A 22,442-nucleotide genomic window follows, 5' to 3' on the forward strand; every position below is an offset into this window, starting at 1 on the left:
CGGACCAGCCCAGGGACGAGGCGTCCGTACTGAGGTTCATGATCAGCAGGGATGGGATACGAGCTGCATGGGTGCGGCTCACGTCCCGATTCCGCTGATCATGCCCGGATCGCTGCTGGGGTCGTCGGGGGTGGGAACGGGACCACCGCAGGTTGCGCCGCACCCAGGCCGGGCGCTTGTCGGGGACCGCCGTGCCCCCGCGTCGGGGACGGCCGGCAGAGCAACCGCAGAATTCGGTGGTGAACCCAAGCCAGCCGCCGCGGTAGGTGCGGGGAACGCGAACCGGATCAACGACACCAGCAGCCGGGGTAGATAGGTGAGGCAGGGCGTCCCGAGCCGGGGAGGGCTCGCCCACCGGAGTGCTTCGCCACCAGGACGACACCACACCGGCACAACGACGAACGTTCCGCGGAACGCAATCACGTCTCCACGGCCGCCGTGCACACCATCCCGCCACGACGCACACCGCCGGACATGTGCACCGACGCCGCACGATGTGCACGCCCACCCGGCTGGCGCGTCTAGGCCTCGAACTTGTACCCCAGCCCGCGCACCGTCACCAGGTGGCGCGGGGCGGAGGGGTCGGCCTCGACCTTCGAGCGCAGCCGCTTGACGTGGACGTCGAGGGTCTTCGTGTCGCCCACGTAGTCGGCGCCCCACACGCGGTCGATCAGTTGCCCGCGGGTGAGCACGCGCCCGACGTTGCGCAGGAGGTACTCGAGGAGGTCGAACTCCTTGAGCGGCAGGGCCACGTCCGAGCCGTTGACCGACACGACGTGCCGCTCGACGTCCATCCGGACGGGGCCGGCCTCGAGCACGCCGGCCGGGCCGTCGGTGTCGCCGCCCGCCTCGCCGCCGCGGCGCAGTACCGCGCGGACGCGCGCGATCAGCTCGCGGGCCGAGTACGGCTTGGTCACGTAGTCGTCGGCGCCCAGCTCGAGGCCGACGACCTTGTCGATCTCGCTGTCGCGGGCCGTCACCATGATCACGGGGACGGCGGAGCGGGTGCGCAGGGCCTTGCAGACGTCGGTGCCGCTCATGCCGGGGAGCATGAGGTCGAGCAGCACGATGTCGGCACCGTTGCGGTCGAACTCCTCGAGCGCATCCTGGCCGGTGTTGGCGACGGCCGTCGTGAACCCTTCCTTGCGGAGCAGGAACGCGAGCGGGTCGGCGAAGGACTCCTCGTCCTCGACGATGAGCACCCTTGTCATGGATCTCCTCACCTCACCCGACGCGGTCGGGCACATCGACGGGCCGGTTCGTGGGGTCGACCGGTCCGTGGTCGGACAGCGCGCCCTGCGCCGGCAGCGCGGGCTCCGTGCCCGGCTCGACGTGCGCGGGCAGGCGCATCGTGAACGTCGAACCGGTGCCCGGACTGCTCCACAGCCGCACCTCGCCGCCGTGGTTGGCGAGCACGTGCTTGACGATCGCCAGGCCTAGGCCGGTGCCGCCGGTGGCGCGGGAGCGGGCGGGGTCGACGCGGAAGAAGCGTTCGAACACGCGCTTCTGGTGCTCGGGTGCGATGCCGATACCGCGGTCGGTGACGGCGATCTCGACCCACCTCCCGCAGCGCCTGCGCGACACGGATACCGCGGAGTCGGCCGGCGAGTACGCGATGGCGTTCTCGACGAGGTTCGACAGGGCGGTGACCAGCAGCGTCAGGTCGCCGTCGACCTCGAGCCCGGTCGGCCGGTCGACGATGATCTCGATGCCGGCCGACTCGGCCGACAGCCGCGACCGGGCGAGCGCCTCCTGCACGACCTCGTCGACGTCCACGACCTGCAGCTCGGGCAGTCGTTCCGCGCCGGTGAGCCGGGAGAGGGCGATCAGCTCGGTGACGAGGTTGCCCAGGCGGTTGGCCTCGTTGAGGATCTTCGTGCTGAACCGGCGCACCTCGGTCGGGTCGTCGGCCGCGTCGAGCACGGCTTCGGCGAGCAGCCCCATGGCGCCCACCGGGGTCTTCAGCTCGTGGCTGACGTTCGCCACGAAGTCGCGCCGGGTGGCCTCGAGCCGCACCGCCTCGGACGTGTCGGCCGCCTCGACCATGCTGTAGCCGTCGCCGAGCGGGCGCACGTGGGCCAGCACGGCCGCGGGCTGACGGCCGCGGTGGTCGAGCGGCGAGAGGTCGACGTCCACGGTCATCCCCGCGCTGAGGACCCGCTGGCTCGCGGTGGCGGCGCGCGCGTCGGGCAGGCCGCCGCGCACCACGCCGAGCTCGGCGGCGCGCGGGTTGTGCAGCACGACGTCGCCGCCGCTGTCGAGCACGGCGAGGCCCTCGTCGGTGGATCGGAACACCCGCTCCAGCAGGTCGGCCACCGGCGGTTCGGGCGCCGGCGCGGCCTGCGCCGGGATGGGCTCTTCGCGCCGGTGCCCCCAACGGAGCCCGAGCATGATGCCGAGCACGAGCGCACCGGCCGCGATCGCCACGCAGAGCAGCGCGTCCACGAGCGCATGGTAGGCAGGCCGACCACCCATCAGGCCAGCTCGGAAGGCCCGTCGTGACGTGCCTGACGTCGCGGAACGGCTAAATTCCCCCGCCGTTCACGCTCAGTTCACCCAGGCGGGTGTCACCTACCCTGCGCCGCCACTGCGGCCGCGGCGGCGACCGCGGCGTCCGGGTCGAGGTACTCGCCCCGCGGGACGGTCGGGCGCAGCTCGTCGTCGAGCTCGTAGCGCAGCGGGATGCCGGTGGGGATGTTCAGCCCGACGATCTCCTCGTCGGAGATCTTGTCCAGGTGCTTCACCAGCGCCCGCAGGGAGTTGCCGTGCGCGGCGAGCAGCACGACCTTCCCGGCGCGCAGGTCGGGCACGACCGCGGACTCCCAGTACGGCAGGAACCGCTCGACGACGTCGGCGAGGCACTCGGTGCGCGGCACCTCACCGGCCGCGTACCGGGGGTCACCCTCCTGGTCGAACTCGGATCCCGGGTCGATGGGCGGCGGGGGCACGTCGTACGAGCGACGCCACTCCATGAACTGCGCCTCGCCGAACTGCTCCAGCGTCTGCTTCTTGTCCTTGCCCTGCAGCGCGCCGTAGTGGCGTTCGTTGAGCCGCCAGTCCCGCCGCACGGGGATCCAGTGGCGGTCGCACGCGTCCAGGGCGATGTTCGCGGTGGAGATCGCGCGCCGGAGCAGCGACGTGTGCACGACGTCGGGCAGCAGGCCGGCGTCGCGCATCAGCTCGCCGCCGCGACGGGCCTCCCGCTCCCCGGTCTCGGACAGCGGCACGTCCACCCACCCGGTGAACAGGTTCTCCGCGTTCCACACGCTCTGCCCGTGCCGCAGCAGCACCAGTGTTCCCATGCGCGCCACTCTGCCAGGCGCCCGGCACCGGTCAGGTGGCCACCGTCGGGCTGCGCAGTGACGTCTGGAACACGGTCAGCGCGGTAGGACGGCCTGCGCGTCGCCGTCGGCGACACCCAGCCCCTCGAGCACCGCTCGGGTGATCTCGTGGAGCTGATCGACCTGCTCGGGGGTCAGTCGGTCGAACAGGTGCCGACGCACCGTGCGTACATGGCCCGGTGCCGCGGCGGCGAGTGCCGCGAAGCCCTCCTCGGTGAGCTGCGCGAACGTGCTGCGCCGGTCGGCCGGGCACGGCTTGCGCCGCACCCACCCCTTGCGCTCCAGCCGCGCGATGGCGTGGGAGAGGCGGCTCTGCGAGCTCTGGGTGATGGCGGCGAGCTCGCTCATGCGCAAGCTGCGGTCCGGGACCTCCGACAGCATGGCCAGGATCTGGTAGTAGGCGTGCGGCATCCCCGCGTCGCGCTGGAGCTGGCGGTCCAGCGCACCCTCCAGAAGGGTTGTCGCCGCCACGTAGGAGAGCCACGTCTCCAGCTCATCCGGCTCCAGCCACCGGGTCTCGTCACCGCTCACGGACCCAGGATAACCCCTGAAAGTTGAACATTCATACGTTTTTGGCTAGGATGCAGTTGAAGTCTCAATCATTGGAGGGGCCATGCCGGTCCAGCGGCTCAACCACGCCGTCCTCTACGTGCGCGACCTCGCCCGCAGCGTCACGTTCTACGCCGAGGCGCTCGGGTTCCGCGTCGTCAACGAGATCCCGGAGCGCGCCGCGTTCCTGCAGGCGGAGGGCTCCACGAACGACCACGACCTCGGCCTGTTCGCCATCGGCGCCGCGGCGGGTGCTTCCGCGGCGGGCCGCTCCACGGTGGGGCTCTACCACCTGGCGTGGGAGGTCGACACGCTCGCCGAGCTGCGCAGGCTCGCGGGCGTGCTCAAGGAGAACGGTGCACTCGTGGGCGCTTCCGACCACGGCACCACGAAGGCGCTCTACGCCCACGACCCCGACGGCCTCGAGTTCGAGGTGTCCTGGCTGGTGCCGGCCGACCGGCTCGGGCCCGACGTCGGCATGCAGACCGTCCCGCTCGACCTCGACGCGGCCATCGCCGAGTACGGCGCCCAGACCCGTGGCGGCGTCGGGGTCTCCGTCTAGGCGGAGATGTCCATCCGGTAGCCCTCGCGGGCCGAGAACCGGGCGGTGACGCTGAAGCGGTCGGCACGCACGAGCGTCTGGCGCCACTCGACGGGCCGCTCGCCCGCGCAGCCCAGCCGGTCGATCGCGAACGCGGCGACGCCGTCGGGGATCGCGAGGAGCTCCCGCTCGCCCGAGCCGGGTATGACGGCGCGTACGCGCTCGCTCCCGCCGGTCACGTGCACCCCGCACCGCGACGCGTAGACGGTGTAGAGCGCAGTGCGCCCGAAGTCGACGTCGAGCAGGGGGGCGGCCAGCCGCTCGGGCAGCCACACGCGGTCGACGGCGAGCGGCTCCGAGTCGGCGAGGCGCAGCCGCTCAAGGTGCACCAGCGGTGTGGACTCCTCGAGGCCGAGCCGTGCGGCCACCACGCCGTCGGCGCGCACGTCGAGGGTGCGCACGACGCTGCGCTGGACCCGCCCGGCCGCCTCCACGGCGGAGAACAGGCTGAAGATCTCCCCGAGCGGCTGCTCGATCTCGGCCTGCTCAGCGCGACGCGGGGTGCGTCCGCGGCCGGCGATGACGAGGCCCTCCTCACGGAGCCTGCGCACGGCCTCGCGCACCGTGTGGCGGCTCACCCCGTACTCGGCGACGAGGGCGAGCTCGCCCGGGAAGCTGGCGGCGAACTCGTCCTGGTCGAGCCGTCGGCGCAGGTCGGCGAGCAGCTGTGCCCATAGCGGCTCGACGGCGAGGCGGTCGAGGGTGGCGGCGGTCATCGGTCGGGGCTCCCGATCTTCTGCGGTGCGACGGTCGGCGCGTGTGGCCTGCCGCGGGCCGCAGGAGGAGCGGGTGCGCGTCAGCAGGCCGGCTGCGGACGACACCGGCGGTCGTCGACGGAGAGCTGGTCGGCCCCGATCAGGCAGACGCAGAATGCCCGCCGTTGCGGGACGAGCGCCGTGACCATGCCGCCAGTGCACCAGAGCGGCATGCCGGGGGCAACCAGGTGTGGTGCATCACGCCACTTCGCCCGTCACGGGGTCGGTTCCAGCCGCACGACCGGGCGCGCCGGGCGCGGCCTCGCGACCTCCCGGAACCCCGCGGCGAGGAACGTCGACAGCGGGCCGTGGTACAGCTCGGCCGACGACGTGCGGGCCTTCGCCGTCACGTCGACCGGGTAGCCCTCGACGACGCGCGCCCCGCCCTCCCGCGCCAGCCGCACAGCGCCGTCGAGCAGGACCCGCGACAGCCCGCCGCGCCGGTGACCCACCCGGACGACGAAACAGGTGACCGACCAGACCGTCGGGTCGGCCAGCTCCGCCGCGGGCGTCCCCCGCAGCACCTCGGAGCGCTGCAGCCGCGTGTAGGTGGGTCGCGGCGCCACCGCGCACCACCCCACCGGTTCGCCATCGCGGTGGGCGAGCACGCCGGGGGCAGGCCCCTGCCGCACCTGGGTGCGCAGCGCCTCGCGGTTCCTCTCCCCGACGGCGCCGCCTCCGACCTCGGCGCCCGCGTAGAACCACTGGCACCAGCAGCGCGCGGGATCGCCCCGCATGCCGAACACCGCCTCGAGGTCGGCCCAGCCTGCCGCGGTGACCGGGGCGACGACGGCTTCGACGTCCATCCGGTCAGCCTCCCATCGCGGGTTGGGAGCGAGCGGCAGGGCACGATTGCCGGATGCGGCCACGCCTGCGCGTCCCCCTGCGAACCGCGGCCGAGGTGGGCCTCGCGCACTGGTTCTTCGGGAACCTGTACGAGGAGGTGACCGGGATGCCGGCCCGCATCGCCGAGCATCCCCCGGCGGGCGGCCCGTTCGCGCCGGGCAGCCCGGTCCGCTACTACCTGCCCGCCGCGCCGCTCACCCTGGCCGCGACGTTCGCGTGCGTCGCCACCGGCTGGGGACGGCGGCGCGACCGGCCGGCCCTCGCGGCCGCCGGCCTGCTCGCGACCGCGGGGGCTGCGATGACCGCTCACCTGGTGCGCGCGGTCAACCTCCCGTTGCTCGACGGCGGCGAGGAGGACCGGGCCGAACGGCAGCGGCTGGTCCGCCACTGGCACGCGGTGAACCGGGTCCGGCTACTGGTCGTCGCCGGGGCGGCCGTGGCACTGCGGGCGGGCACCCGCCGCTGAATTCCGGTGCACCCGCGGCAGCGAGGGGCGATGCTGCCGACGTGGGCGCTCTCGGCGACGTGGTCTTCGACTGCCGGCATCCGGCATCGCTCGCGCGGTTCTGGGCGTCCGCGCTCGACGGGTACCGGGTGGCCCCCTACGACGACGCGGAGCTCGCGCGGCTGCGGGCGATGGGCGTCGACGGCCCGGAGGACGACCCGTCGGTGCTGGTCGAGCCGGTGGCGGGCGGCGGGCCGCGGTTGTGGTTCACGCGGGTACCGGAGCCGAAGACCGTCAAGAACCGGGTGCACCTGGACCTGCGCGCCCCCGAGGTCGAGGCCGAGGTGGCGCGGCTCGTCGGGCTGGGCGCGCGCGTGCTCGCCGAGGTCGAGGACTGGGTGGTGCTCGCCGACCCCGAAGGGGGTGAGTTCTGCGTCCAGCCGGGCGGCTGACCCCGACGGGCTACCCGATCCCGCCGATCGCCCGCACCGGGCGGCGGACCCGACCGGCCAGGATCTCGCGGATCGGCGCGGTGTCCTCGTCGGCGTACCGGTCGAGCGTGGCTCGGATGTCGAGCAGGTCGGCGTGGGTCGAGTACTCGCTCAGCTCGGCCACGAGGCGGTGGTCCCGCCCCGTCCACGCCCGGCCGAGCGAGCGCACCGTCACCGAGATCGAGATGCGCGCCGACACGAACACCCGCTCCGACCGGAACGACGCGCGGGACGCCACATCGAACCGGGCCATGCTTCACTATGCGCCGGGTCACACACCGGCACAAGCGGTAGGGTGGGCCGATGATCGCCGGAAGAGTGAGGTGGCGCGGACCGTCCGTCTGACGGCCCTGCCCACCTACCAGCGGAGCCGTCTCCGGACGGTTGCTCGGCGTACCGTGCCGGTCGCCCGGCCGGAGGCCGCTCCCGGAATCCCGGGATCCCTCCAGTGCATCCACCTTCCGTCTCCTGGCGGGAAGGCGGCGTCCTACGGCGAGCACGCTGGCTCACCGCCGACGGCCGCCGACCGCCCGCCCCCGTCCACGTCGTCGGCGACGACCTGTCCGCCGACCGCGCGTGCAGGCTCGCCGCCGACGGTGCCGGTCTGCTCTGGTGGGGCGACCACCACAACGCACGCACGCTGCTCGACGCGATGGCCCGCCGCATCGACCGCGCCGCCGACCGGCGCCGGCAGCTGCCACCCGCCGCGGAGTTCCACCGGCAGCGGCAGCACCGTGCCCGCCGCGCCCACCTGCTGGGCGCCGTACTGGTCGAGCTGGGCGCCGGCCACCTGCTCGACCTGCCCCGGGCCCCGGACGTGGCCGCCGCGTGCCGGGAGGTCTACGGACCGTCCGATACGTCGGCGGTGCTCGCGCTGCGCGAGCTGATCGGCGTGCAGAGCGCCCACGAGTGGCGCCGGACGGGCATCCCGGTCCCGGCGCTCGGTGCGCGGATCCACCCCCACCACGGGGTCTTCGCACCGACCCGCACCGACTACGTCGACCTGGTCGCGCAGGCTCCGCTCCCGCCGGCACGGCGGGCGTTCGACATCGGCACCGGGACCGGTGTGCTGGCCGCGCTCCTGCTGCACAGAGGGGTGCCGACGGTCGTGGCCACCGACATCGAGGCCCGCGCCGTCGCCTGCGCGCGGGAGAACCTGGACCGCATGGGGTTCGCCGAGCGATCGACGGTGCTGCAGCGCAGCCTGTTCCCCCCGGGGCGCGCCGACCTGGTGGTGTGCAACCCGCCCTGGATGCCGGGCCCCCCGGCGTCGGCGCTGGAGGCGGGCATCTACGACCGGCGCGGCGCGATGCTCTCGGCGTTCGTCCGCGGGCTGCCCGACCACCTGACGCAGCGGGGCGAGGCGTGGCTCGTCGTGTCGGACCTGCCGGAGCTGCTCGGGCTGCGCGACCCCGCGACGGTGCCGGCACTCGTCTCGGCGGCCGGCCTGGTCGTACTGGACCGCCTCACGGCCCGCCCCGCGACCCGGGCCCGGCCCGACGACGACCCGCTCGCCGGGCTGCGCGGCCGGGAGACGGTCGCGCTGTGGCGGCTCGGTCGGTGACCCTCAGTCCGAGACGAAGCAGAACTCGTTGCCCTCCGGGTCGGTGAGCACGTGGAACCGCCCGCTCTCGTCGACGACGAGACCGCCGACGGGCGTCGCCCCGAGCTCGGCCGCCTGCTCGACGGCCGCGGGGATCTCCCCCGGGTCGACCTCCAGATCGAGGTGCAGCCGGTTCTTGCCCGCCTTCGCCTCCGGCACGAGCTGGAACGTCAACGGCGGGAAGCCGGGCGCGACGACGTACGCCCACCCGTCGGCCCGGTCCACGGGCTCGCCACCCAGCAGCGCGGCCCAGAAGCGGACCAGGCGGGCCGGCTCCCGGCTGTCGATCACGATCTGCTGGAGGCGGATGCGCATCACCGCACCGTAGAAGAGTTGTCGGTGCCTGCTGGTAGCACGTACCCGTGTCCGGAAGCAGGGATGTCGCCCGGGAACCCGAGGACCTGAGCTGCCTGTTCGTGGAGCGCGCCAACGCGGGCGACGTCGCGGGCCTGGTGGCGCTGTACGAGCCGGACGCCGTGCTGGCCACGCCCGACGGCGGGGAGGTGCGCGGCGAGGCCGAGATCCACCGGTTCTACTCGGATCTGGTCGCGTCGGCACCGCGCTTCGCGGCGGGCGCGCAGCATCCGGCACTGCGCCTCGGGGAGCTGGCGCTCACCGCCACCCGCCTGCCCGGTGGCGCCGGAGCCACCGCGGAGGTCGCGCGGCGGCAGCCCGACGGCACGTGGCGCTGGGTGCTGGACCGACCGAACGTCACGTAGCAGCGGAAATTCGCGCGCGCCGCCGCGCCGGGCTCAGTACGGTCGCTCGCGTGGTCGAGCGGTCCAGGTTCATCACTCGTGCCGATCTCCGGGCGGACCTCGAGCGGCTCGGGCTGCGACCGGGCGACGCGGTTCTCGCGCACGGCGCCCTCAGCAAGGTGGGGCGGCTGCTCAACGGGCCGGACGCGGTCATCGGAGCACTGCTCGACGCGGTGTCGCCCGGCGGCACCGTCCTCGCCTACACCGACTGGGACGCTCGCTACGACGAGCTGCTCGATCCCGACGGCCGGGTGCCCGACCGCTGGCGGGCCCACATCCCACCGTTCGACGCGCGCGCGTCGCGCGCCATCCGCGACAACGGCGCGCTTCCCGAGTTCCTGCGCACCATGCCGGGCGCGCTGCGCAGCGGCAACCCGGGAGCGTCCGTGGCCGCGCTCGGGGCCCGGGCCGGCTGGTTCACCGAGGACCACCCGCTCGACTACGGCTACGGCCCCGGTTCGCCGCTGGCGAAGCTGGTGGAGGCGGGCGGCAAGGTCGTCATGATCGGCGCGCCGCTCGACACGATGACGCTGCTGCACCACGCGGAACACCTCGCCGACCTGCCGGGCAAGCGGGTGATCCGCTACGAGGTGCCGCTCGCCACCGGTCACGGCGTCGAGTGGCACGCGGTGGAGGAGTTCGACACCGGCAACCCCGTCGTCGACGGGTTCGCCGAGGACTACTTCGCCGAGATCGTGCGGGACTTCCTCGCGAGCGGGCGGGGCGCGCGCGGCGTGGTCGGCGAGGCCGAGAGCGTTCTCGTGGACGCGCCGGAGATGTGCGCGTTCGCGGTCGCGTGGATGGAGAAGCACCGGCCCCACTGATTGGCCTCTTGGTTCCGGCGTCGATTGGCCATCGCAGGAGTCCACCCGCCGTTGCAGGATGCGGACGTGTACGTGCCCACCCAGTTCGCCCCCGACGAAGACGACGTGCAGCTCCTGCTCGCCCGCCACCGCGCAGCGGACCTGATCACGGCAGGCCCCGACGGCCTCGAGGCCACGATGCTGCCGCTCTTCCACGACCGCGACCACGGCACGCTGCTCGGCCACTTCGCCCGCAACAACGACCACTGGAAGCGGGCCGACGGGCAACGTGGCCTGGTGATCGTCCGCGGCCCGGACTCCTACATCAGCCCGAACTGGTACCCGTCGAAGGCCGAGCACGGACGCGTCGTCCCCACCTGGAACTACGTGACAGCGCACGTCCACGGGCCCGTCACCGTCCACGACGACGTCGACTGGGTCGAGTCGCTCGTGCGGCGGCTGACCGACGCGCACGAAGCCGGCAACCCGGCCCCGTGGGGTGTCGACGACGCGCCCGAGAAGTTCTACCGGGGGCAGTTGCGCGCGATCGTCGGGGTCGAGGTGCGGATCGAGCGCATCGACGCGAAGTTCAAGCTCAGCCAGAACCGGCCCGCCGCCGACGTCGACGGCGTGGTCGCGGGGCTGCGGGCGGTGGGGGACGCCGCGGGCGCCGAAGCGGTCGCGACGCACCGGCCCTGACCACCGGGATCGGCTCAGTCGCTCAGGTCGCGGTGGAGCCGTCGTTCGTGCAGCTCGGTGCCACCGGGTCCGCGGTCGAGCTGGGACCGTCCGGTGTCGGTCCAGCCGTGGCGCAGGTAGAACCGCAGGGCGCGTTCGTTCGTGTCGAGGACCCACAGGCCGGCGTGGGTGAAGCCGCAGGATCCGAGGCGGTCGAGGGCCGCGGTGTGGAGCCGGCCGCCGATGCCGCGGCGCCAGACCTCCGGGTCGAGGTAGAGCGCGTAGAGGTCGCCGAGAGTGGGGTCGGCCCGGTCCGCGGGTACGAGCGGCGGACCGGTCGCGGCGAAGCCGACCACATCGCCCGCGATCGTCGCGACGACCGCGCGGGTGTGCGGCGCGCGGGCGGTGAGGGCGTCCGACCAGAACCGCTCCCGGTCGGGGATGGACAGGCCGGCCAGTACGTCGTCGGGCAGCAGCCCGCGGTAGGCGGCGCGCCAGGACCGCACCAGCACGCAGGCGATGGCGTGGGCGTCGGCCGGCGTCGCGTCCCGGACCTCGGCAACCAGCGCGGCCTACTTCCGGACGCGGAAGCGGAGCATCGTCACGGGCCCCGCCTGCGTGTTGCCGAACGGTTCCAGGTCGACCCGACCCAGACCCGGTGTCGAGAAGCGCACGCCGTCGCCGAGCAGCACCGGCAGGACGTACACCAGGACCTCGTCGACCAGCCCTCGCTGCAGGCACTGACTGGCCAGGTCGGCACCGAGGACCTCCAGGTTCTTCCGGCCCGCGGCGGCGCGCGCCGTCGCGACGGCCTCCGCGAGGTCGCAGGTGAGGAACGTGACCCCTTGCTCCGGCTCGTCCGGCGGCCGGTGCGTCAGGACGAAGACCGGTCCCCCCTCGTAGTCGGTGTCCTCGGGGGACATCCGCTTGGCGACCTCGTGGGTGCCCCGGCCGACGAGCATGGCACCGGTAGCCGCCATGACCTCTGGGAACAAGTCGTCCCTCAGGTGCTCGAAGATCCAGTCCATCGCGTTGTCGGGGCCTGCGATGAAGCCGTCCAGCGACATCGCCCTGTTCACCACGACCTTGCCCGGGCCGGTACCCGCATCGCTCATGCCGCTAACGACCCCGCGCACGTCAAGAACTCATCGGCATCGACGGAGCAATCCGCGGAACGGGCCGGTCCGCCTGCTCGGCTCCTCGCTTCCATTGCGCGGAGCGTAGTGGCCAGATCGGTCACCAAAGGTCGTGAAGCCGCACTCGGGTGGCTACCGTTCATACCGGAGCCGCAAGACGGCGGCCTCCCCGGACGAGTGCGTCGTACCCGGCTCGCAAAGACGACGCCTCCGGTGGAGGTGCGTCATGGCGTGGATCGCGCTGATCGTGTCGGGTGTTCTGGAGACGGTGTGGGCTGCGGCCCTGTCCCAGTCCCGGGGCTTCACCCGCCTCGTCCCGTCGGTCGTGTTCGGGGTGGCGCTGGTGCTCAGCATGGTCGGGCTGGCGATCGCCCTGCGGACGATCCCGGTCGGGACGGGGTACGCGATCTGGGTGGGGATCGGCGCGGTCGGCACGGCCACATACGGCATTGTCGCGCTCGGCGAGCCTGCGAGCGTGGCGCGACTGCTGTGCCTGGTTGCGATCGTGGCCGGGGTCGTGGGTCTGAAGTTCATGCACTAACGCTGAACGGGCCGGTCGGAACTCGGGGCGCTGGTTCGCGGCACCCGCCGGTTCCGTACCGGTCCCGTCGTCAGCTGGACATCAGGGCCGGTCCGACGGCTCAGCTCGTCGCCGCTTCCCTGGCACGCAGGTCCTTGCGCAGGATCCCCACGTCCGAGCGCGAATCTGCCCGTGACCAGGGCGAACAGCAGCGAGACGGAGAGAGCCCGTGAGAGCCGTTCCGCACCGGTCCCGTGGCTGGGCAGTCTCGCGCTCGGACCCGCACTTCCCCCTGTCCCCCTCGTCCTGGCCGCATTGCTCGTCGCAGCGGTGGGGGCAAGGGTGGCGCTTGCGCCATCGCGGAGCGACGCCGCGGGCGCCCTTGCGGCCACCGTGGAGGCATGGATCATTCTCGGCCGAGGGGGCCAGCAGGCGCAGGCAGCCTGGCGTCTGACTACTGAGGGGGCCTTGCGGTGTCGGTTTGGAACCCATTTCTCGGGACGCGCACGGCTGAGGCATACGCCCGTGCGCGACCCGACTACCACCCCGACGCCGTCGCGGCCATGGTCCGTCTCCTTCGTCTGTCGGCACCCGTCGGGCTCGCGCTCGACCTGGGCTGCGGGACCGGCATGTCGACCCGCGCGGTGAAGTCGATCGCCGCACAGGTTGTCGCGGTAGACGCGTCGCGTCCGATGCTGGAGCAGGCTGATCCGTCGCCAGGTGTGGCTTACATCCAGGCACAGGCCGAGCGGGTGCCGGTGCGCGGGAACGTTGTTGGGCTCGTCGTGGTCGCCGCCGCGTTCCACTGGTTCGATCAGGCTGCCGTGCTAGCCGAGGTCGCGCGTGTCCTTCAACCCGGGGGCGCGTTCGTGACCTATACCGACTTCTTCAGCGGGAACCTGCGGAGAGCGGCCGCGTGCACGGAGTGGCTCGCCGAGACCTACCGGGGGCGGTTCCCCGCTCCTGCAAGGCGGAGCCACTTCGATCAGCGGGCCGCCGAGGCAGCAGGTCTCGGGTTCGTCGGGCACGAGAGGCTGGGGCACGACGTGCCAATGACTGCGGCCGGGTTGACGGAGTACCTGATGAGCCAGAGCAACGCGACCAGTGCGATCGGCGCAGGCCGTGTGAGCCACGAGGAGCTGAGGCGATGGCTCATGGACGAGATCGGGAGCAGGCTTCCGGGGTCATCGGTCATGGCCGAGTTCACGGGCGACGTGTGGTGCTGTCGGAAGCAGATGCCGTGATGGTGTGTGCGACGGCCGGCGTAGCCGGCCCGATCCGTACCTGTCCCGTGGCACCGCCGCACGACCCGGTACCGCCCCGCACGCTCACAGACGACCGGACGGCGCCGTCCCCACGAATCCGCGAGCCACGACGCCGTCCCGGCCGGTCCCGAGGATTCAGTTCGACGCCCTCTCCCGCGCCCGCAGGTCCTTGCGCAGGATCTTGCCGGACGCCGACTTCGGGATCTGGTCGATGAACTCGACCACCCGCACCTTCTTGTGCGGGGCGATCCGCTCGGCGACGAACGTCATCACCTCGTCGGCGGTGAGGTCGGTGTCCTGCTGGCGCACGACGAACGCCTTCGGCACCTCCTCGCCATCGGCGTCGTGCACCCCGATCACCGCGGCGTCGGCGATCTTGTCGTGGGTCAGGAGCAGCGCCTCCAGCTCGGCGGGCGGCACCTGGTAACCCTTGTACTTGATCAGCTCCTTGACCCGGTCGACGATCGTGAACACGCCCTCCTCGGTGACGGTGGCGACGTCACCGGTGTGCAGGTAGCCCTCGTCGTCGAGCGTGATCGCGGTGGCCTCCGGGTTGTTGAGGTAGCCCGACATCACGTTCGGGCCCTTCACCCACAGCTCGCCGCGCCCGCCGGGGCCGACCTCCTCGCCGGTCTCCGGGTCCACCAGCTTGGAGACGACGTTCGGGATGGCGAACCCGCAGCTGTTCAGGTCCAGGTCGGGGCGGTCGTCGGGCATGCAGTGGCTCACCGGGGACAGCTCGGTCATCCCGTATCCCTGCAGCACGGTGCAGCCGAGGCGCTTGGCGACGGCGTGCCCGAGCTCGGCGTCGAGCGGTGCGGCGCCGGAGAAGATCACGTCGATGCAGGAGAGGTCGTACTGGTCGACGATCGGGTGCTTCGCGAGCGCGACCGCGACCGGGGGCGCGATGTACACCCGCCCCACCCGGTACTCGGAGATCACCCGGAGGAACTCCTGCAGGTCGAAACGCGGCATCGTGACGACCGTGGAGCGCTTGTGCAGGCCCTGGTTCATCATCACGGTCATGCCGTAGATGTGGAAGAACGGCAGCACCGCGAGGATCTTGGTGTCGCCGGCGACTTTGCCCATCACCGAGATCTGCTGGAGGTTGGCCACCAGGTTGCGGTGGGTGAGCACCACGCCCTTGGCCCGCCCGGTGGTGCCCGACGAGTAGGGCAGCACGGCCGTGTCGGCCCCCGTCACGGTCTGGGCCGGCGGTTCCGCGGTGGTGGCGAGCAGGTCGCGCAGGCCGGTGTGGCCCTCGGCCCCGTCGAGGACGACGATCGCCTGGGGCGGCAGGCCGACCTCCGCGGCCGCGGCCATGGCCCGGTCGAGGAACGGCGACACGGTGAACACGAGCTGCGCGCCCGAGTCGGCGAGCTGGTGGGCAAGCTCGCCTGGCGTGTAGAGCGAGTTCACGCTCGTGACGACGGCGTTCGCGCGGAGGATGCCGTGGAAGACGGCCACGTAGTGCGGCGTGTTGGGCGCGAACAACGCCACGACGTCGCCCGCGCCGATCCCCCGTTCCGCCAGCGCCGCCGCGATCTTGCCGACCATGCCCTCCAGCTCGCCGAACGTGATCGTCGCGCCCGATGAACCGTCGATCAGCGCCGGATCTCCTGCCCGCTCACCGAAACCGGTGAAGAGGAAGTCGAAGAGCGACACGTCCGGAATCTCGACGTCCGGGTACGGGCTGCGGACGGGCATGCGGCGCTCCTTTGCGGGTGGCAGTAGCGGGACTCTACCCACGGGTAGGGAGCAGTGGTACAGACCCGATATGGCCCCCGACCGGCGGCTTTCACCTGAATGGGTTAACTCAGAAGGGTTGTCTTGATCCGCACTGCCTGCCAGGGTGAGCGCGCTGGCCCTGGCGAGCCCCACTCGCCCGGCCGGACCGGAGCGGCGTCCCCTCGCCGACCCGGATGCCACCGGCGCGCGGTGCCCCCGATCGCGCGGCCGATGTGGCGGTTCCAGCGGAGTGGCCCGAGTTCATGACTCCCCCTCAGATCCCGGGCCGCTCCGCCCATTCTCTCCGTTCAGGAGATCTGCGGCGGCCTCACGACTCGCCGTCGGGTCCCGATCCGCCTGCCGGTGCCGGCGTGCGCCGGGCCCGCACGACGCGGCGGGCGAGCAGCCCGAACCCGACGAGCACCGCGAGCACCGGCACGAACGGCAGCACGAAGCCCACCACGGCGGCCGTGGCCGAGCCGATGGCGCGCAGCCCCTCCCAGCCGGCGGCGAGGCCGTCCAGGAAGCCGGGTGCCGGCCCGGTGTCCGGCGGCGGCACAGCGCCCGGGCCACGCAGGTCGACGGTGAGCGTCGACAGCGCGACCTGGTCGCGCAGCGCCGCGAGCCTGCGGGTGAGCGAGTCCAGCTCGGCCTCCCGGCGGGCGAGCTCCGACTCGACGGCCACCACGTCGCCGATGGACTTCGCCTCGGCGAGCAGGCCGCGCACGCGCGCCACGCTCGCGGTCTGCGTGGCCACCCGCGCATCGAGGTCCACGACCTGCTCGGTCGCGTCGAGCACCTGGCTGCTGCGGGTCGTCACGCGGCCGTACCCGGCGACCTCGTCCAGGAGCCGATCGAGCGCGTCGGCCGGCACCCGCAGCACCATCCAGCTGCCGGTGCCCCCCGTCTGTTCCTCCGTGACGAACCCGCCCGCACCCGCCGCGGCGGTGCGGACCTGGCGAACCGCCGCCACGGGGTCGCCCACCTCCACCGTGAGCTGTGCCGTGCGCACGAGCTCCCGCTGCACACCCCCGAGCGGGACGCCGGGGGCCTGTGCGTCGCTCCCGTCCACGTCCGGGGCCGCCGACCCCTTCTCCTGGGCCGCGGATCCCCTGCTGATCGCCGGGAGCGGACGGGCCGGCGCCACGGACATGGCATCGCCCGCGCCGCTTCCGGCCCCACCTCCGACCTGCACGACCGCGAACGCGGCCACCAACACCGCGAGCACCACACCCGCCCCGACCAGCACCGCCCGGCGCCTCGACCCGACCTGCACGACCCCACCCCCTCCTCGCCCTGTTCCTGTGGTGAGGACGGGAGGCAGGGGGCAGCAGGTTGGCCGCCGACGGTCACGATCCCGTCACGGCGCCACAACTCACCCGCACCCAGAGCGCGACTCGCGGCGTCAGGTGAACAGGTGCTCGAAGGCGCGGAGGTTGGCCAGACTCTCGCCGCGGTCCTGGCGCCAGGCGTGCTCGCGACGGATCGAGGTGACGAAGCCCAGCTCGAGCAGGGTGTTGAAGTCGCCGTCGGCCGCCTCGAGGACCTGGCCGAGCACGCGGTCGAGCTCCTCGGCCGTGACGGCGTGCAGGCCGACCCGGCCGATCAGGTGGATGTCGCCGACGCGGTCGAGCGCGTAGTGCACGCCGTAGAGCCGGGCGTTGCGCTGCAGCAGGAACCGGTAGACGGCGTCGTGGGCCTCGTCGGGCTGCCGGCAGACGAACGCCTGCACGAACAGGGCGTGCTCGCGCACGAGGAGCCAGCAATGGGTCTGGAGCCGGTTGGTGCCGGGCAGGGTCACGAGGAACTGGCCCGGCTCGCGACGGTGGTGGTCGACGCCGAGCTCGGCCAGTGCAGCCCCGACCGTGGCGTCGACGTCTGCTGCGGTCACCCCTCGATCATCCCGGCCGCCAGCCCGGCGCGCATGGCCTGCCGCTGGCGCTCCGCGAACTCGGCGGCGGCGCCTGCGTAGGTGTCGAGGAGGGCGTCGGCGGTGCGGTCCCAGGAGAACCGGTGCGCGTGCTCCACGGTGCGGGCCGCCAGCTCGGCGCGGCGGCCGGGGACGAGCGCGACGGAGCCGAGCGCGTCGGCCCACTGCTCGTCGCCGTGACCGTCGACGAGCAGGCCGGACACCCCGTCGGCCACCGCGACGGGCAGCCCGCCCACCCGCGCCGCGACGACGGGCGTGCCGCACGCCTGCGCCTCCAGCGCCACCAGGCCGAACGACTCGTTGTAGCTCGGCACGGCCACCACGTCGGCGGCCCGGTAGACGTCCACCAGGCCGTCGCGCGTCTGGGGCGGGAGGAAGCGCAGCACGTCGGTGATGCCGAGGGCGGCACCGAGCCCCTGCAGGGCGGTGGGCTCGGCGAGGCCGCTGCCCGACGGCCCGCCCGCGACGAGCACGACCAGCCGGGACCGCAGGGCCGGGTCGCGGCGCAGCAGCTCGGCAGCGGCGCGCAGCAACACGTGCGGTGCCTTGAGCGGCTGGATGCGTCCGGCGAACGCCAGCACGACGGCGTCCGGTGGCACGTCGAGCGCGCGGCGCGCGGCGGCACGGTCGCCGGGGGTGAAGCGGGCGAGATCGACGCCGGGCGGGATGGCGACGGTGCGGTGCGGGTCGGCGCCGTACAGCTCGACGAGCTGGCGGGTCTCCTCCGCGGTGTTGCTGATCAGCCGGTCGGCCTCGGCCACGACCTGCTCCTCGCCGATGACCCGCACCACCGGCTCCGGCGCGTCGCCCGCGGCGAGCGCCGCGTTCTTGACCTTGGCGAGGGTGTGGGCGGTGTGCACGAGCGGCACGCCCCACCGGTCCCTGGCCAGCCAGCCGACCTGACCGGAAAGCCAGTAGTGGGAGTGCACGACGTCGTAGTAGCCGGGCTCGTGGCGCGCCTCGGTGCGCAGCACCCCCGCGGTGAAGGCGCAGAGCTGGCTCGGCAGGTCGTGCTTGCCGAGGCCCTCGAACGGCCCGGCGACGACGTGCCGCACCAGCACACCGGGGGCCAGCTCGACGACCGGCGGCAGGTCCGACGAGGTCGCGCGGGTGAAGACCTCGACTGCGACGCCGTGGCGGGCCATCCGGGTGGCGGTCTCCACGATGTAGACGTTCATGCCGCCTGCATCGCCCGTGCCGGGCTGCTCCAGCGGCGATGTGTGGACGGACAGCAGGCACACCCGGTCGGGTCGCCGCGGTTCGCCGGTGCGGGCGGTGGTCACGACCCTGTGTAGCACGCGGCGGGCCGGCTCAACCTGACGAGTTCGGTCCGCCCGCACCGTCGGCGAGCAGGCCGAGCAGCGCGTGCACGGGGTCGCTCGCGTGCCACCGTCCCACGGCATCCCGCCAGGCAGGGACCCGGAAGCGGCCGGATCCCGGGCGGTGCACCTGCACCCACAGCTCGTCGTGCACGGTGAGCTCGCCCTCGGGAACCGGCATCTCGAGGGTGTGGCACGCCACGACGACGTCGGCGAGCTCGGCCCACCGCACGGTGCTCCCGTCGCCGTCCACGGCAGCGCGGACGACGTCCGACGCGAGCGGGAGGTCGAGCAGGTCGGCCAGCGCCGCCGGGTCGCCCCCGGTGGCCAGCTCGCCCGCCGGCAGGACCGCGGCGAGCCACGGGCGGTCGAGCACCATCGCGACGTCGACGTCCGCGACGGTTCCGTCGAGCGCCCTGACCCGTTCGGGGAGCTCCAGGTCGACCGGGTCGACCCGCCCGTCGGCCACGGCGTCGGCGAGCTCGGCGTAGGCCTCGGCGGCGAGCGAGACGTCCGGGGTGCGGGCCGGGTCGGCGAGCCGCGCCAGCAGGTCGGCAGCCGTCGAGGTGTCGGGGACGCGCAGGTCGGCCCGCACGCCGATCGCGGCGAGCACCCCCTCGTCGGGGAGGCCGTCGCCGGGCGGCGGGTCGTAGAGCGGGGCCAGGTCGGTGGCGGTCGGGAGCCGCCAGTGCGCGGGGCGCCGGCCACCGAGCCGGGCGTGCCGGCCGAGCCACCACGCCGTGTACGAGCCGGGGGTGGTGAGCGCGGCGCGGGTGTCCCGTTCACCGGCGAGCAGCGCGAGCGCGGCGGGCCACGCGTCGTCGGCCACGAGGTCCAGGTCGCGGACCGCCACGAGGCGGGCCGGTGGGGCTTCGAGGGAGTCCCACCACTGCTCCTCGTCGTCGAGGTCGTGGTCGGGCGCCACCGGCTCCTCGTCCACCAGCACCGTGAATCCGTCCACCACGCCGACGGCAAGCAGCGCGGCACGCGGCACGCGGGCGGCGAAGTCGGGGTCGAGCGGGTCGAGCGGGACGTCCGGGGCCAGCAGCGGGCGGACGGCGGCGTCCGGGAGCATGAGCTCGTCGGCCCGCGCCGGATGGCCCTCGGCGTCCGGCAGGGCCAGCGCGGCGAGCGACTCCGGCGCGCTCCCGGTCTCGGCGACGAGCGCCAGCACCGCCTCGGCGAGGGGGCGGACGTCCAGCCCGGCCTCGGCGTCGTCCACGGAGCGCTCGACGGCGTCGGCGAGAGCGGGGTGGTCCAGCAACGCGGCCGCGTCCGCGAGGCCCGCCCCGAGCCGCTCAAGCAACGGGTGCACGGCCCCGGCGTGTGCGATGTGCAGCCCCGGCAACCCGAGCGCGGCGACCCGCTCCACGCCCTCGTGGGACGCGGGAGGCAGCAGCACGGTCGCGGGGCCTGCCGCCGCGCGGCCGTCGGCGAGCGGCACGGGGAGGGCGCGCAGCTCGTCCACCGCTCCCGGCATCGTCTCGGCGAGCGGCTCCAGCGCGTCGTACAGCGATCGCCACCACGACGGCGGTTGCTCCACCCCGAACAGCCGCTGCACCAGCTCGGAGAGCGGCATCCGGTGCACGCCCAGCTCGGTCAGCACCGCGGGGTTGGTGCCGGTCGGAGCCGGGGTCAGCAGCCGGTCGAACCCGGCCTCGGCGAGCAGCCCGGGCAGCGCGGCGGCGGGTCCGTCGAGCGGCGGGACGTCGAGCCACTCGGCCCGGCCGGGGGCGAGCTCCGCGCCGGTGACGGCCGGCAGCCACGCCGCACCGCGGAGGGCGCCGGAGAGCAGCTCGCGCAGCCGCCCGTCGAGCTCGGATCGGGGAAAGCCCGGTTCGGGCGCGAGCACGAGGCGGGCCTCGGGCGCGACCCCGCGGACGAGGTCGACGTAGGCCGCCGCGGCCCCTGCCAGCACCACCTCGGCGGCCGGGCCCGGCCGCACGCGGCGGCGGTCCGGCTCGAGCGGCAGGGTGGCGATCACCCGCGCGGGGAGCGAGAGCCGTTCCTCGGTGGCCGTCGGGGCGTGCAGCACGTCGGCGCCGAGGGGGTCCGGGGCGCCGTCGGCCGAGAGCGGCAGCGCCCAGCACACGGACCAGTCCCGCCGCCCCCGCTGCTCGGCGGCCTCCGCCTGCGCCGCGACGTCGTCGAGGCGACCGGCGCCGCGCGCGAGGAGCCAGCGCCGCCCGGCGATCGTCACCTCGCCGGGGCCGGGCCCGCCGGTCCGGGTCACGACCTCTCCGCCGACGGCGATCTCGACGAGGTCGGGCAACGCGAGCAGCAGGTCGGCGGCGCCGTCCCGGGCCTCGGCGAGGAGGGCGTCCGGGTCGGCACCCGGCCGCAACGGCAGGCGGACCTCGGTGTCGTAGCCGGCCGGCGGGCGCTCGTCGGTCGGCCAGACGAGCCTGAGCACCGGCGGGCCGTCCCGGCGGGCCAGCTCGGCGGCTGCCGCGGGGATCGCGCCGACCTCGTCGGTCGTGCGCTTCGCCGAGAACTCCACCCCGCCGGTCGTGCTCAGCACCCGCGGGGCGTCCGACACCGGCAGGACCGCGGCGAATCCGACGCCGAAGCGGCCGACCGAGCCCGGGTCGTCCCGCTTCGCGGACGCCCGCAACGAGGCGAGCGCGGCGACACCGGCCTCGTCGAGGGGCGCACCGGTGTTGGCGACCGCCAGCTCCCCGTCGCGCAGCTCCACCCGGATGCGTCCCGGCACGCCGGCGGCCCGCGCTGCGTCGGCGGCGTTCTGGGCCAGCTCGACGAACCACGCGTCGGCGTACCCGCCGAGCCGGAGGTCCTCCTCGGCGTTCGCGTCCTCGCGGAAACGGGTGGGCGAGCCCGCCCACGCGGAAAGGACGGCGGCCCGCAGTTCCGCCGTCCGGAAGGGGTCGGGCACTACCGGATCGGCTCCAGGTCCACGCCGTCGTCGTAGACCAGCTCGGCGACGGTCACGGGCGACGTCGTGTCGGGTTGCACGTCGGAGTGGGCGCCGCAGCCGAAGCCGACGTCGACCACCGAGCCGTCGGCAGGCGAGTACTCGTTGCCGCACACCCCGAACGCGCCGCGCAGCGAACCGGCGATCGGGAAGAAGAAGCCGCAGGTGCCGCACGGTGCTGGGGCGGCGCGGGCCATGTCGGTGGCCGGGCCGCGCGGGCCCTCGTGCCAGCGCCGGGCGGCCTCCTCGCGCCCGTAGCGGGACAGCACGAGCCGGCGGCCGAGGCCCACCTCGCGGGCGACCTCCTCGACGGCCGGATCGTCGGAGGCGATGTAGCCGGGCACGAGTCGCGGGTCGTCCTGCGGGGCGGGCAGCAGATCGCCGACACCGAGGTCGCCCGGTCGCACGCGCTCCTCCCACGGCACCCAGTCGGGAGCCACCAGGGCGTCGGGGCCGGGGATGAGGACGACCTCGCTGACCGTGACGGGCGCGTCGTCGCCCGCGGTGGCCAACGTGACCGACCAGCGCCAGCCCTGGTAGCCGCCCTGCGTGGCGGCGAAGTGGTGGCTGACGGCGGCGGGGCCCTCCGGGACGGCCTCGAGGTGTTCGCCGACGGCACCATCGGCTGCCTGCGGGCCCAGGTCCGCCGCGGCCTCCTCGACCGCCGCGGCCCGAGCCTGCTCCACCGCGTCCACGAGCCGGGTGGGCGGGTCGAGGGTCGGTACGGCGTTCACCGGAGGGA

Annotated in this window: 25 protein-coding genes and 1 riboswitch; of the genes, 9 read left to right on the top strand and 16 right to left on the bottom strand. The window is 73.8% G+C overall.

All coding sequences use genetic code 11. From position 1 onward, the window contains the following. Positions 1 to 521: 521 nt before the first annotated feature. The 4 genes from FB388_RS34065 to FB388_RS34080 all read right to left on the bottom strand — a co-directional run bounded on the left by FB388_RS34065 (position 522) and on the right by FB388_RS34080 (position 3,872). Entirely contained in the window at positions 522 to 1,211 is a 690-nt protein-coding gene (locus FB388_RS34065) for a response regulator transcription factor (RefSeq protein WP_142106793.1), read from the bottom strand. A gap of 13 nt (positions 1,212 to 1,224) precedes the next feature. Next, complete coding sequence (locus FB388_RS34070; protein ID WP_281290520.1) at positions 1,225 to 2,445, bottom strand: sensor histidine kinase; 1,221 nt, start codon at positions 2,443 to 2,445, stop codon at positions 1,225 to 1,227. A 122-nt stretch (positions 2,446 to 2,567) separates the two neighbouring features. Beyond that, the gene (locus FB388_RS34075) at positions 2,568 to 3,311 is read right to left on the bottom strand and encodes a phosphoglyceromutase (protein WP_142106794.1); all 744 of its coding nucleotides are present in this window, start codon (positions 3,309 to 3,311) and stop codon (positions 2,568 to 2,570) included. A 66-nt stretch (positions 3,312 to 3,377) separates the two neighbouring features. After that, a complete protein-coding gene (locus tag FB388_RS34080; RefSeq protein WP_142106795.1) occupies positions 3,378 to 3,872 on the bottom strand; it encodes a MarR family winged helix-turn-helix transcriptional regulator in 495 nt (164 codons plus the stop codon). A gap of 82 nt (positions 3,873 to 3,954) precedes the next feature. On the opposite strand from FB388_RS34080, the gene FB388_RS34085 reads away from it, so the two are divergent. Continuing rightward, the gene (locus FB388_RS34085; RefSeq protein ID WP_142106796.1) at positions 3,955 to 4,452 is read left to right on the top strand and encodes a VOC family protein; all 498 of its coding nucleotides are present in this window, start codon (positions 3,955 to 3,957) and stop codon (positions 4,450 to 4,452) included. On the opposite strand, the gene FB388_RS34090 is transcribed toward FB388_RS34085, so the two are convergent. Together FB388_RS34090 and FB388_RS34095 are read right to left on the bottom strand one after the other, a co-directional pair. Next, complete coding sequence (locus FB388_RS34090; RefSeq protein WP_142106797.1) at positions 4,449 to 5,207, bottom strand: GntR family transcriptional regulator; 759 nt, start codon at positions 5,205 to 5,207, stop codon at positions 4,449 to 4,451. The genes FB388_RS34085 and FB388_RS34090 overlap by 4 nt on opposite strands. 254 nt (positions 5,208 to 5,461) lie before the next feature. Then, positions 5,462 to 6,052: a GNAT family N-acetyltransferase gene (locus tag FB388_RS34095; RefSeq protein ID WP_142106798.1), complete on the bottom strand. Its 591-nt coding sequence runs from the start codon at positions 6,050 to 6,052 to the stop codon at positions 5,462 to 5,464. Between the two features lie 53 nt (positions 6,053 to 6,105). On the opposite strand from FB388_RS34095, the gene FB388_RS34100 reads away from it, so the two are divergent. Further along, positions 6,106 to 6,558 (top strand): anthrone oxygenase family protein, encoded by a 453-nt coding sequence (locus tag FB388_RS34100; protein WP_142106799.1) that lies wholly within the window; start codon positions 6,106 to 6,108, stop codon positions 6,556 to 6,558. A 41-nt stretch (positions 6,559 to 6,599) separates the two neighbouring features. Further along, entirely contained in the window at positions 6,600 to 6,989 is a 390-nt protein-coding gene (locus tag FB388_RS34105; RefSeq protein ID WP_142106800.1) for a VOC family protein, read from the top strand. A gap of 10 nt (positions 6,990 to 6,999) precedes the next feature. Here the strand turns inward: FB388_RS34105 and FB388_RS34110 are convergent, their stop codons facing one another. Next, positions 7,000 to 7,281 (bottom strand): hypothetical protein, encoded by a 282-nt coding sequence (locus FB388_RS34110; protein WP_142106801.1) that lies wholly within the window; start codon positions 7,279 to 7,281, stop codon positions 7,000 to 7,002. Between the two features lie 195 nt (positions 7,282 to 7,476). Here FB388_RS34110 and FB388_RS34115 point away from each other — a divergent pair, with 195 nt between their 5' ends. Next, positions 7,477 to 8,592 (top strand): methyltransferase, encoded by a 1,116-nt coding sequence (locus FB388_RS34115; protein ID WP_142106802.1) that lies wholly within the window; start codon positions 7,477 to 7,479, stop codon positions 8,590 to 8,592. 3 nt (positions 8,593 to 8,595) lie between these two features. On the opposite strand, the gene FB388_RS34120 is transcribed toward FB388_RS34115, so the two are convergent. Further along, positions 8,596 to 8,946 (bottom strand): VOC family protein, encoded by a 351-nt coding sequence (locus tag FB388_RS34120; RefSeq protein WP_142106803.1) that lies wholly within the window; start codon positions 8,944 to 8,946, stop codon positions 8,596 to 8,598. 47 nt (positions 8,947 to 8,993) lie between these two features. On the opposite strand from FB388_RS34120, the gene FB388_RS34125 reads away from it, so the two are divergent. The 3 genes from FB388_RS34125 to FB388_RS34135 all read left to right on the top strand — a co-directional run bounded on the left by FB388_RS34125 (position 8,994) and on the right by FB388_RS34135 (position 10,891). After that, positions 8,994 to 9,350 (top strand): YybH family protein, encoded by a 357-nt coding sequence (locus FB388_RS34125; RefSeq protein WP_142106804.1) that lies wholly within the window; start codon positions 8,994 to 8,996, stop codon positions 9,348 to 9,350. Positions 9,351 to 9,400: 50 nt separating this feature from the next. Then, positions 9,401 to 10,213, top strand: coding sequence for an aminoglycoside 3-N-acetyltransferase (gene aac(3), locus FB388_RS34130; protein ID WP_142106805.1), 813 nt, complete (start codon positions 9,401 to 9,403; stop codon positions 10,211 to 10,213). A 66-nt stretch (positions 10,214 to 10,279) separates the two neighbouring features. Beyond that, positions 10,280 to 10,891 (top strand): FMN-binding negative transcriptional regulator, encoded by a 612-nt coding sequence (locus FB388_RS34135; RefSeq protein WP_142106806.1) that lies wholly within the window; start codon positions 10,280 to 10,282, stop codon positions 10,889 to 10,891. 14 nt (positions 10,892 to 10,905) lie between these two features. Here FB388_RS34135 and FB388_RS34140 read toward each other — a convergent pair whose 3' ends face one another. Both FB388_RS34140 and FB388_RS34145 read right to left on the bottom strand, forming a co-directional pair. Beyond that, positions 10,906 to 11,382 (bottom strand): GNAT family N-acetyltransferase, encoded by a 477-nt coding sequence (locus tag FB388_RS34140; protein WP_246122678.1) that lies wholly within the window; start codon positions 11,380 to 11,382, stop codon positions 10,906 to 10,908. A gap of 60 nt (positions 11,383 to 11,442) precedes the next feature. Beyond that, positions 11,443 to 11,985 (bottom strand): dihydrofolate reductase family protein, encoded by a 543-nt coding sequence (locus FB388_RS34145; protein ID WP_142106808.1) that lies wholly within the window; start codon positions 11,983 to 11,985, stop codon positions 11,443 to 11,445. Between the two features lie 165 nt (positions 11,986 to 12,150). Then, a riboswitch (guanidine-III (ykkC-III) riboswitch) is annotated at positions 12,151 to 12,217 on the top strand. A 15-nt stretch (positions 12,218 to 12,232) separates the two neighbouring features. On the opposite strand from FB388_RS34145, the gene FB388_RS34150 reads away from it, so the two are divergent. After that, a complete protein-coding gene (locus tag FB388_RS34150; protein ID WP_142106809.1) occupies positions 12,233 to 12,547 on the top strand; it encodes a DMT family transporter in 315 nt (104 codons plus the stop codon). A 542-nt stretch (positions 12,548 to 13,089) separates the two neighbouring features. Beyond that, complete coding sequence (locus FB388_RS34155; protein ID WP_170225966.1) at positions 13,090 to 13,770, top strand: class I SAM-dependent methyltransferase; 681 nt, start codon at positions 13,090 to 13,092, stop codon at positions 13,768 to 13,770. A gap of 156 nt (positions 13,771 to 13,926) precedes the next feature. Here the strand turns inward: FB388_RS34155 and FB388_RS34160 are convergent, their stop codons facing one another. From FB388_RS34160 to FB388_RS34185, 6 genes are all read right to left on the bottom strand, one after another. After that, positions 13,927 to 15,498 (bottom strand): AMP-binding protein, encoded by a 1,572-nt coding sequence (locus FB388_RS34160; protein WP_142106811.1) that lies wholly within the window; start codon positions 15,496 to 15,498, stop codon positions 13,927 to 13,929. A gap of 349 nt (positions 15,499 to 15,847) precedes the next feature. Further along, positions 15,848 to 16,795 carry a DUF4349 domain-containing protein gene (locus tag FB388_RS34165; protein WP_142106812.1) on the bottom strand — a complete coding sequence of 316 codons (948 nt, stop codon included), beginning with the start codon at positions 16,793 to 16,795 and terminating at the stop codon, positions 15,848 to 15,850. A gap of 129 nt (positions 16,796 to 16,924) precedes the next feature. Continuing rightward, positions 16,925 to 17,410, bottom strand: coding sequence for a type III secretion system chaperone family protein (locus FB388_RS34170; protein WP_142106813.1), 486 nt, complete (start codon positions 17,408 to 17,410; stop codon positions 16,925 to 16,927). Continuing rightward, entirely contained in the window at positions 17,407 to 18,732 is a 1,326-nt protein-coding gene (gene mshA / locus FB388_RS34175; protein WP_246122679.1) for a D-inositol-3-phosphate glycosyltransferase, read from the bottom strand. Before mshA ends, FB388_RS34170 begins: the two co-directional genes overlap by 4 nt. Before the next feature lie 28 nt (positions 18,733 to 18,760). After that, positions 18,761 to 21,661, bottom strand: a complete 2,901-nt coding sequence (locus tag FB388_RS34180; protein WP_142106815.1) for a sacsin N-terminal ATP-binding-like domain-containing protein — start codon at positions 21,659 to 21,661, stop codon at positions 18,761 to 18,763. Continuing rightward, a complete protein-coding gene (locus tag FB388_RS34185; RefSeq protein WP_425468599.1) occupies positions 21,661 to 22,434 on the bottom strand; it encodes a DUF3027 domain-containing protein in 774 nt (257 codons plus the stop codon). Before FB388_RS34185 ends, FB388_RS34180 begins: the two co-directional genes overlap by 1 nt. Positions 22,435 to 22,442 lie beyond the last annotated feature (8 nt).

Origin of the sequence: Pseudonocardia cypriaca (genome assembly GCF_006717045.1) — a bacterium.
In the GTDB taxonomy this organism is placed as follows: Bacteria; Actinomycetota; Actinomycetes; order Mycobacteriales; family Pseudonocardiaceae; genus Pseudonocardia; species Pseudonocardia cypriaca.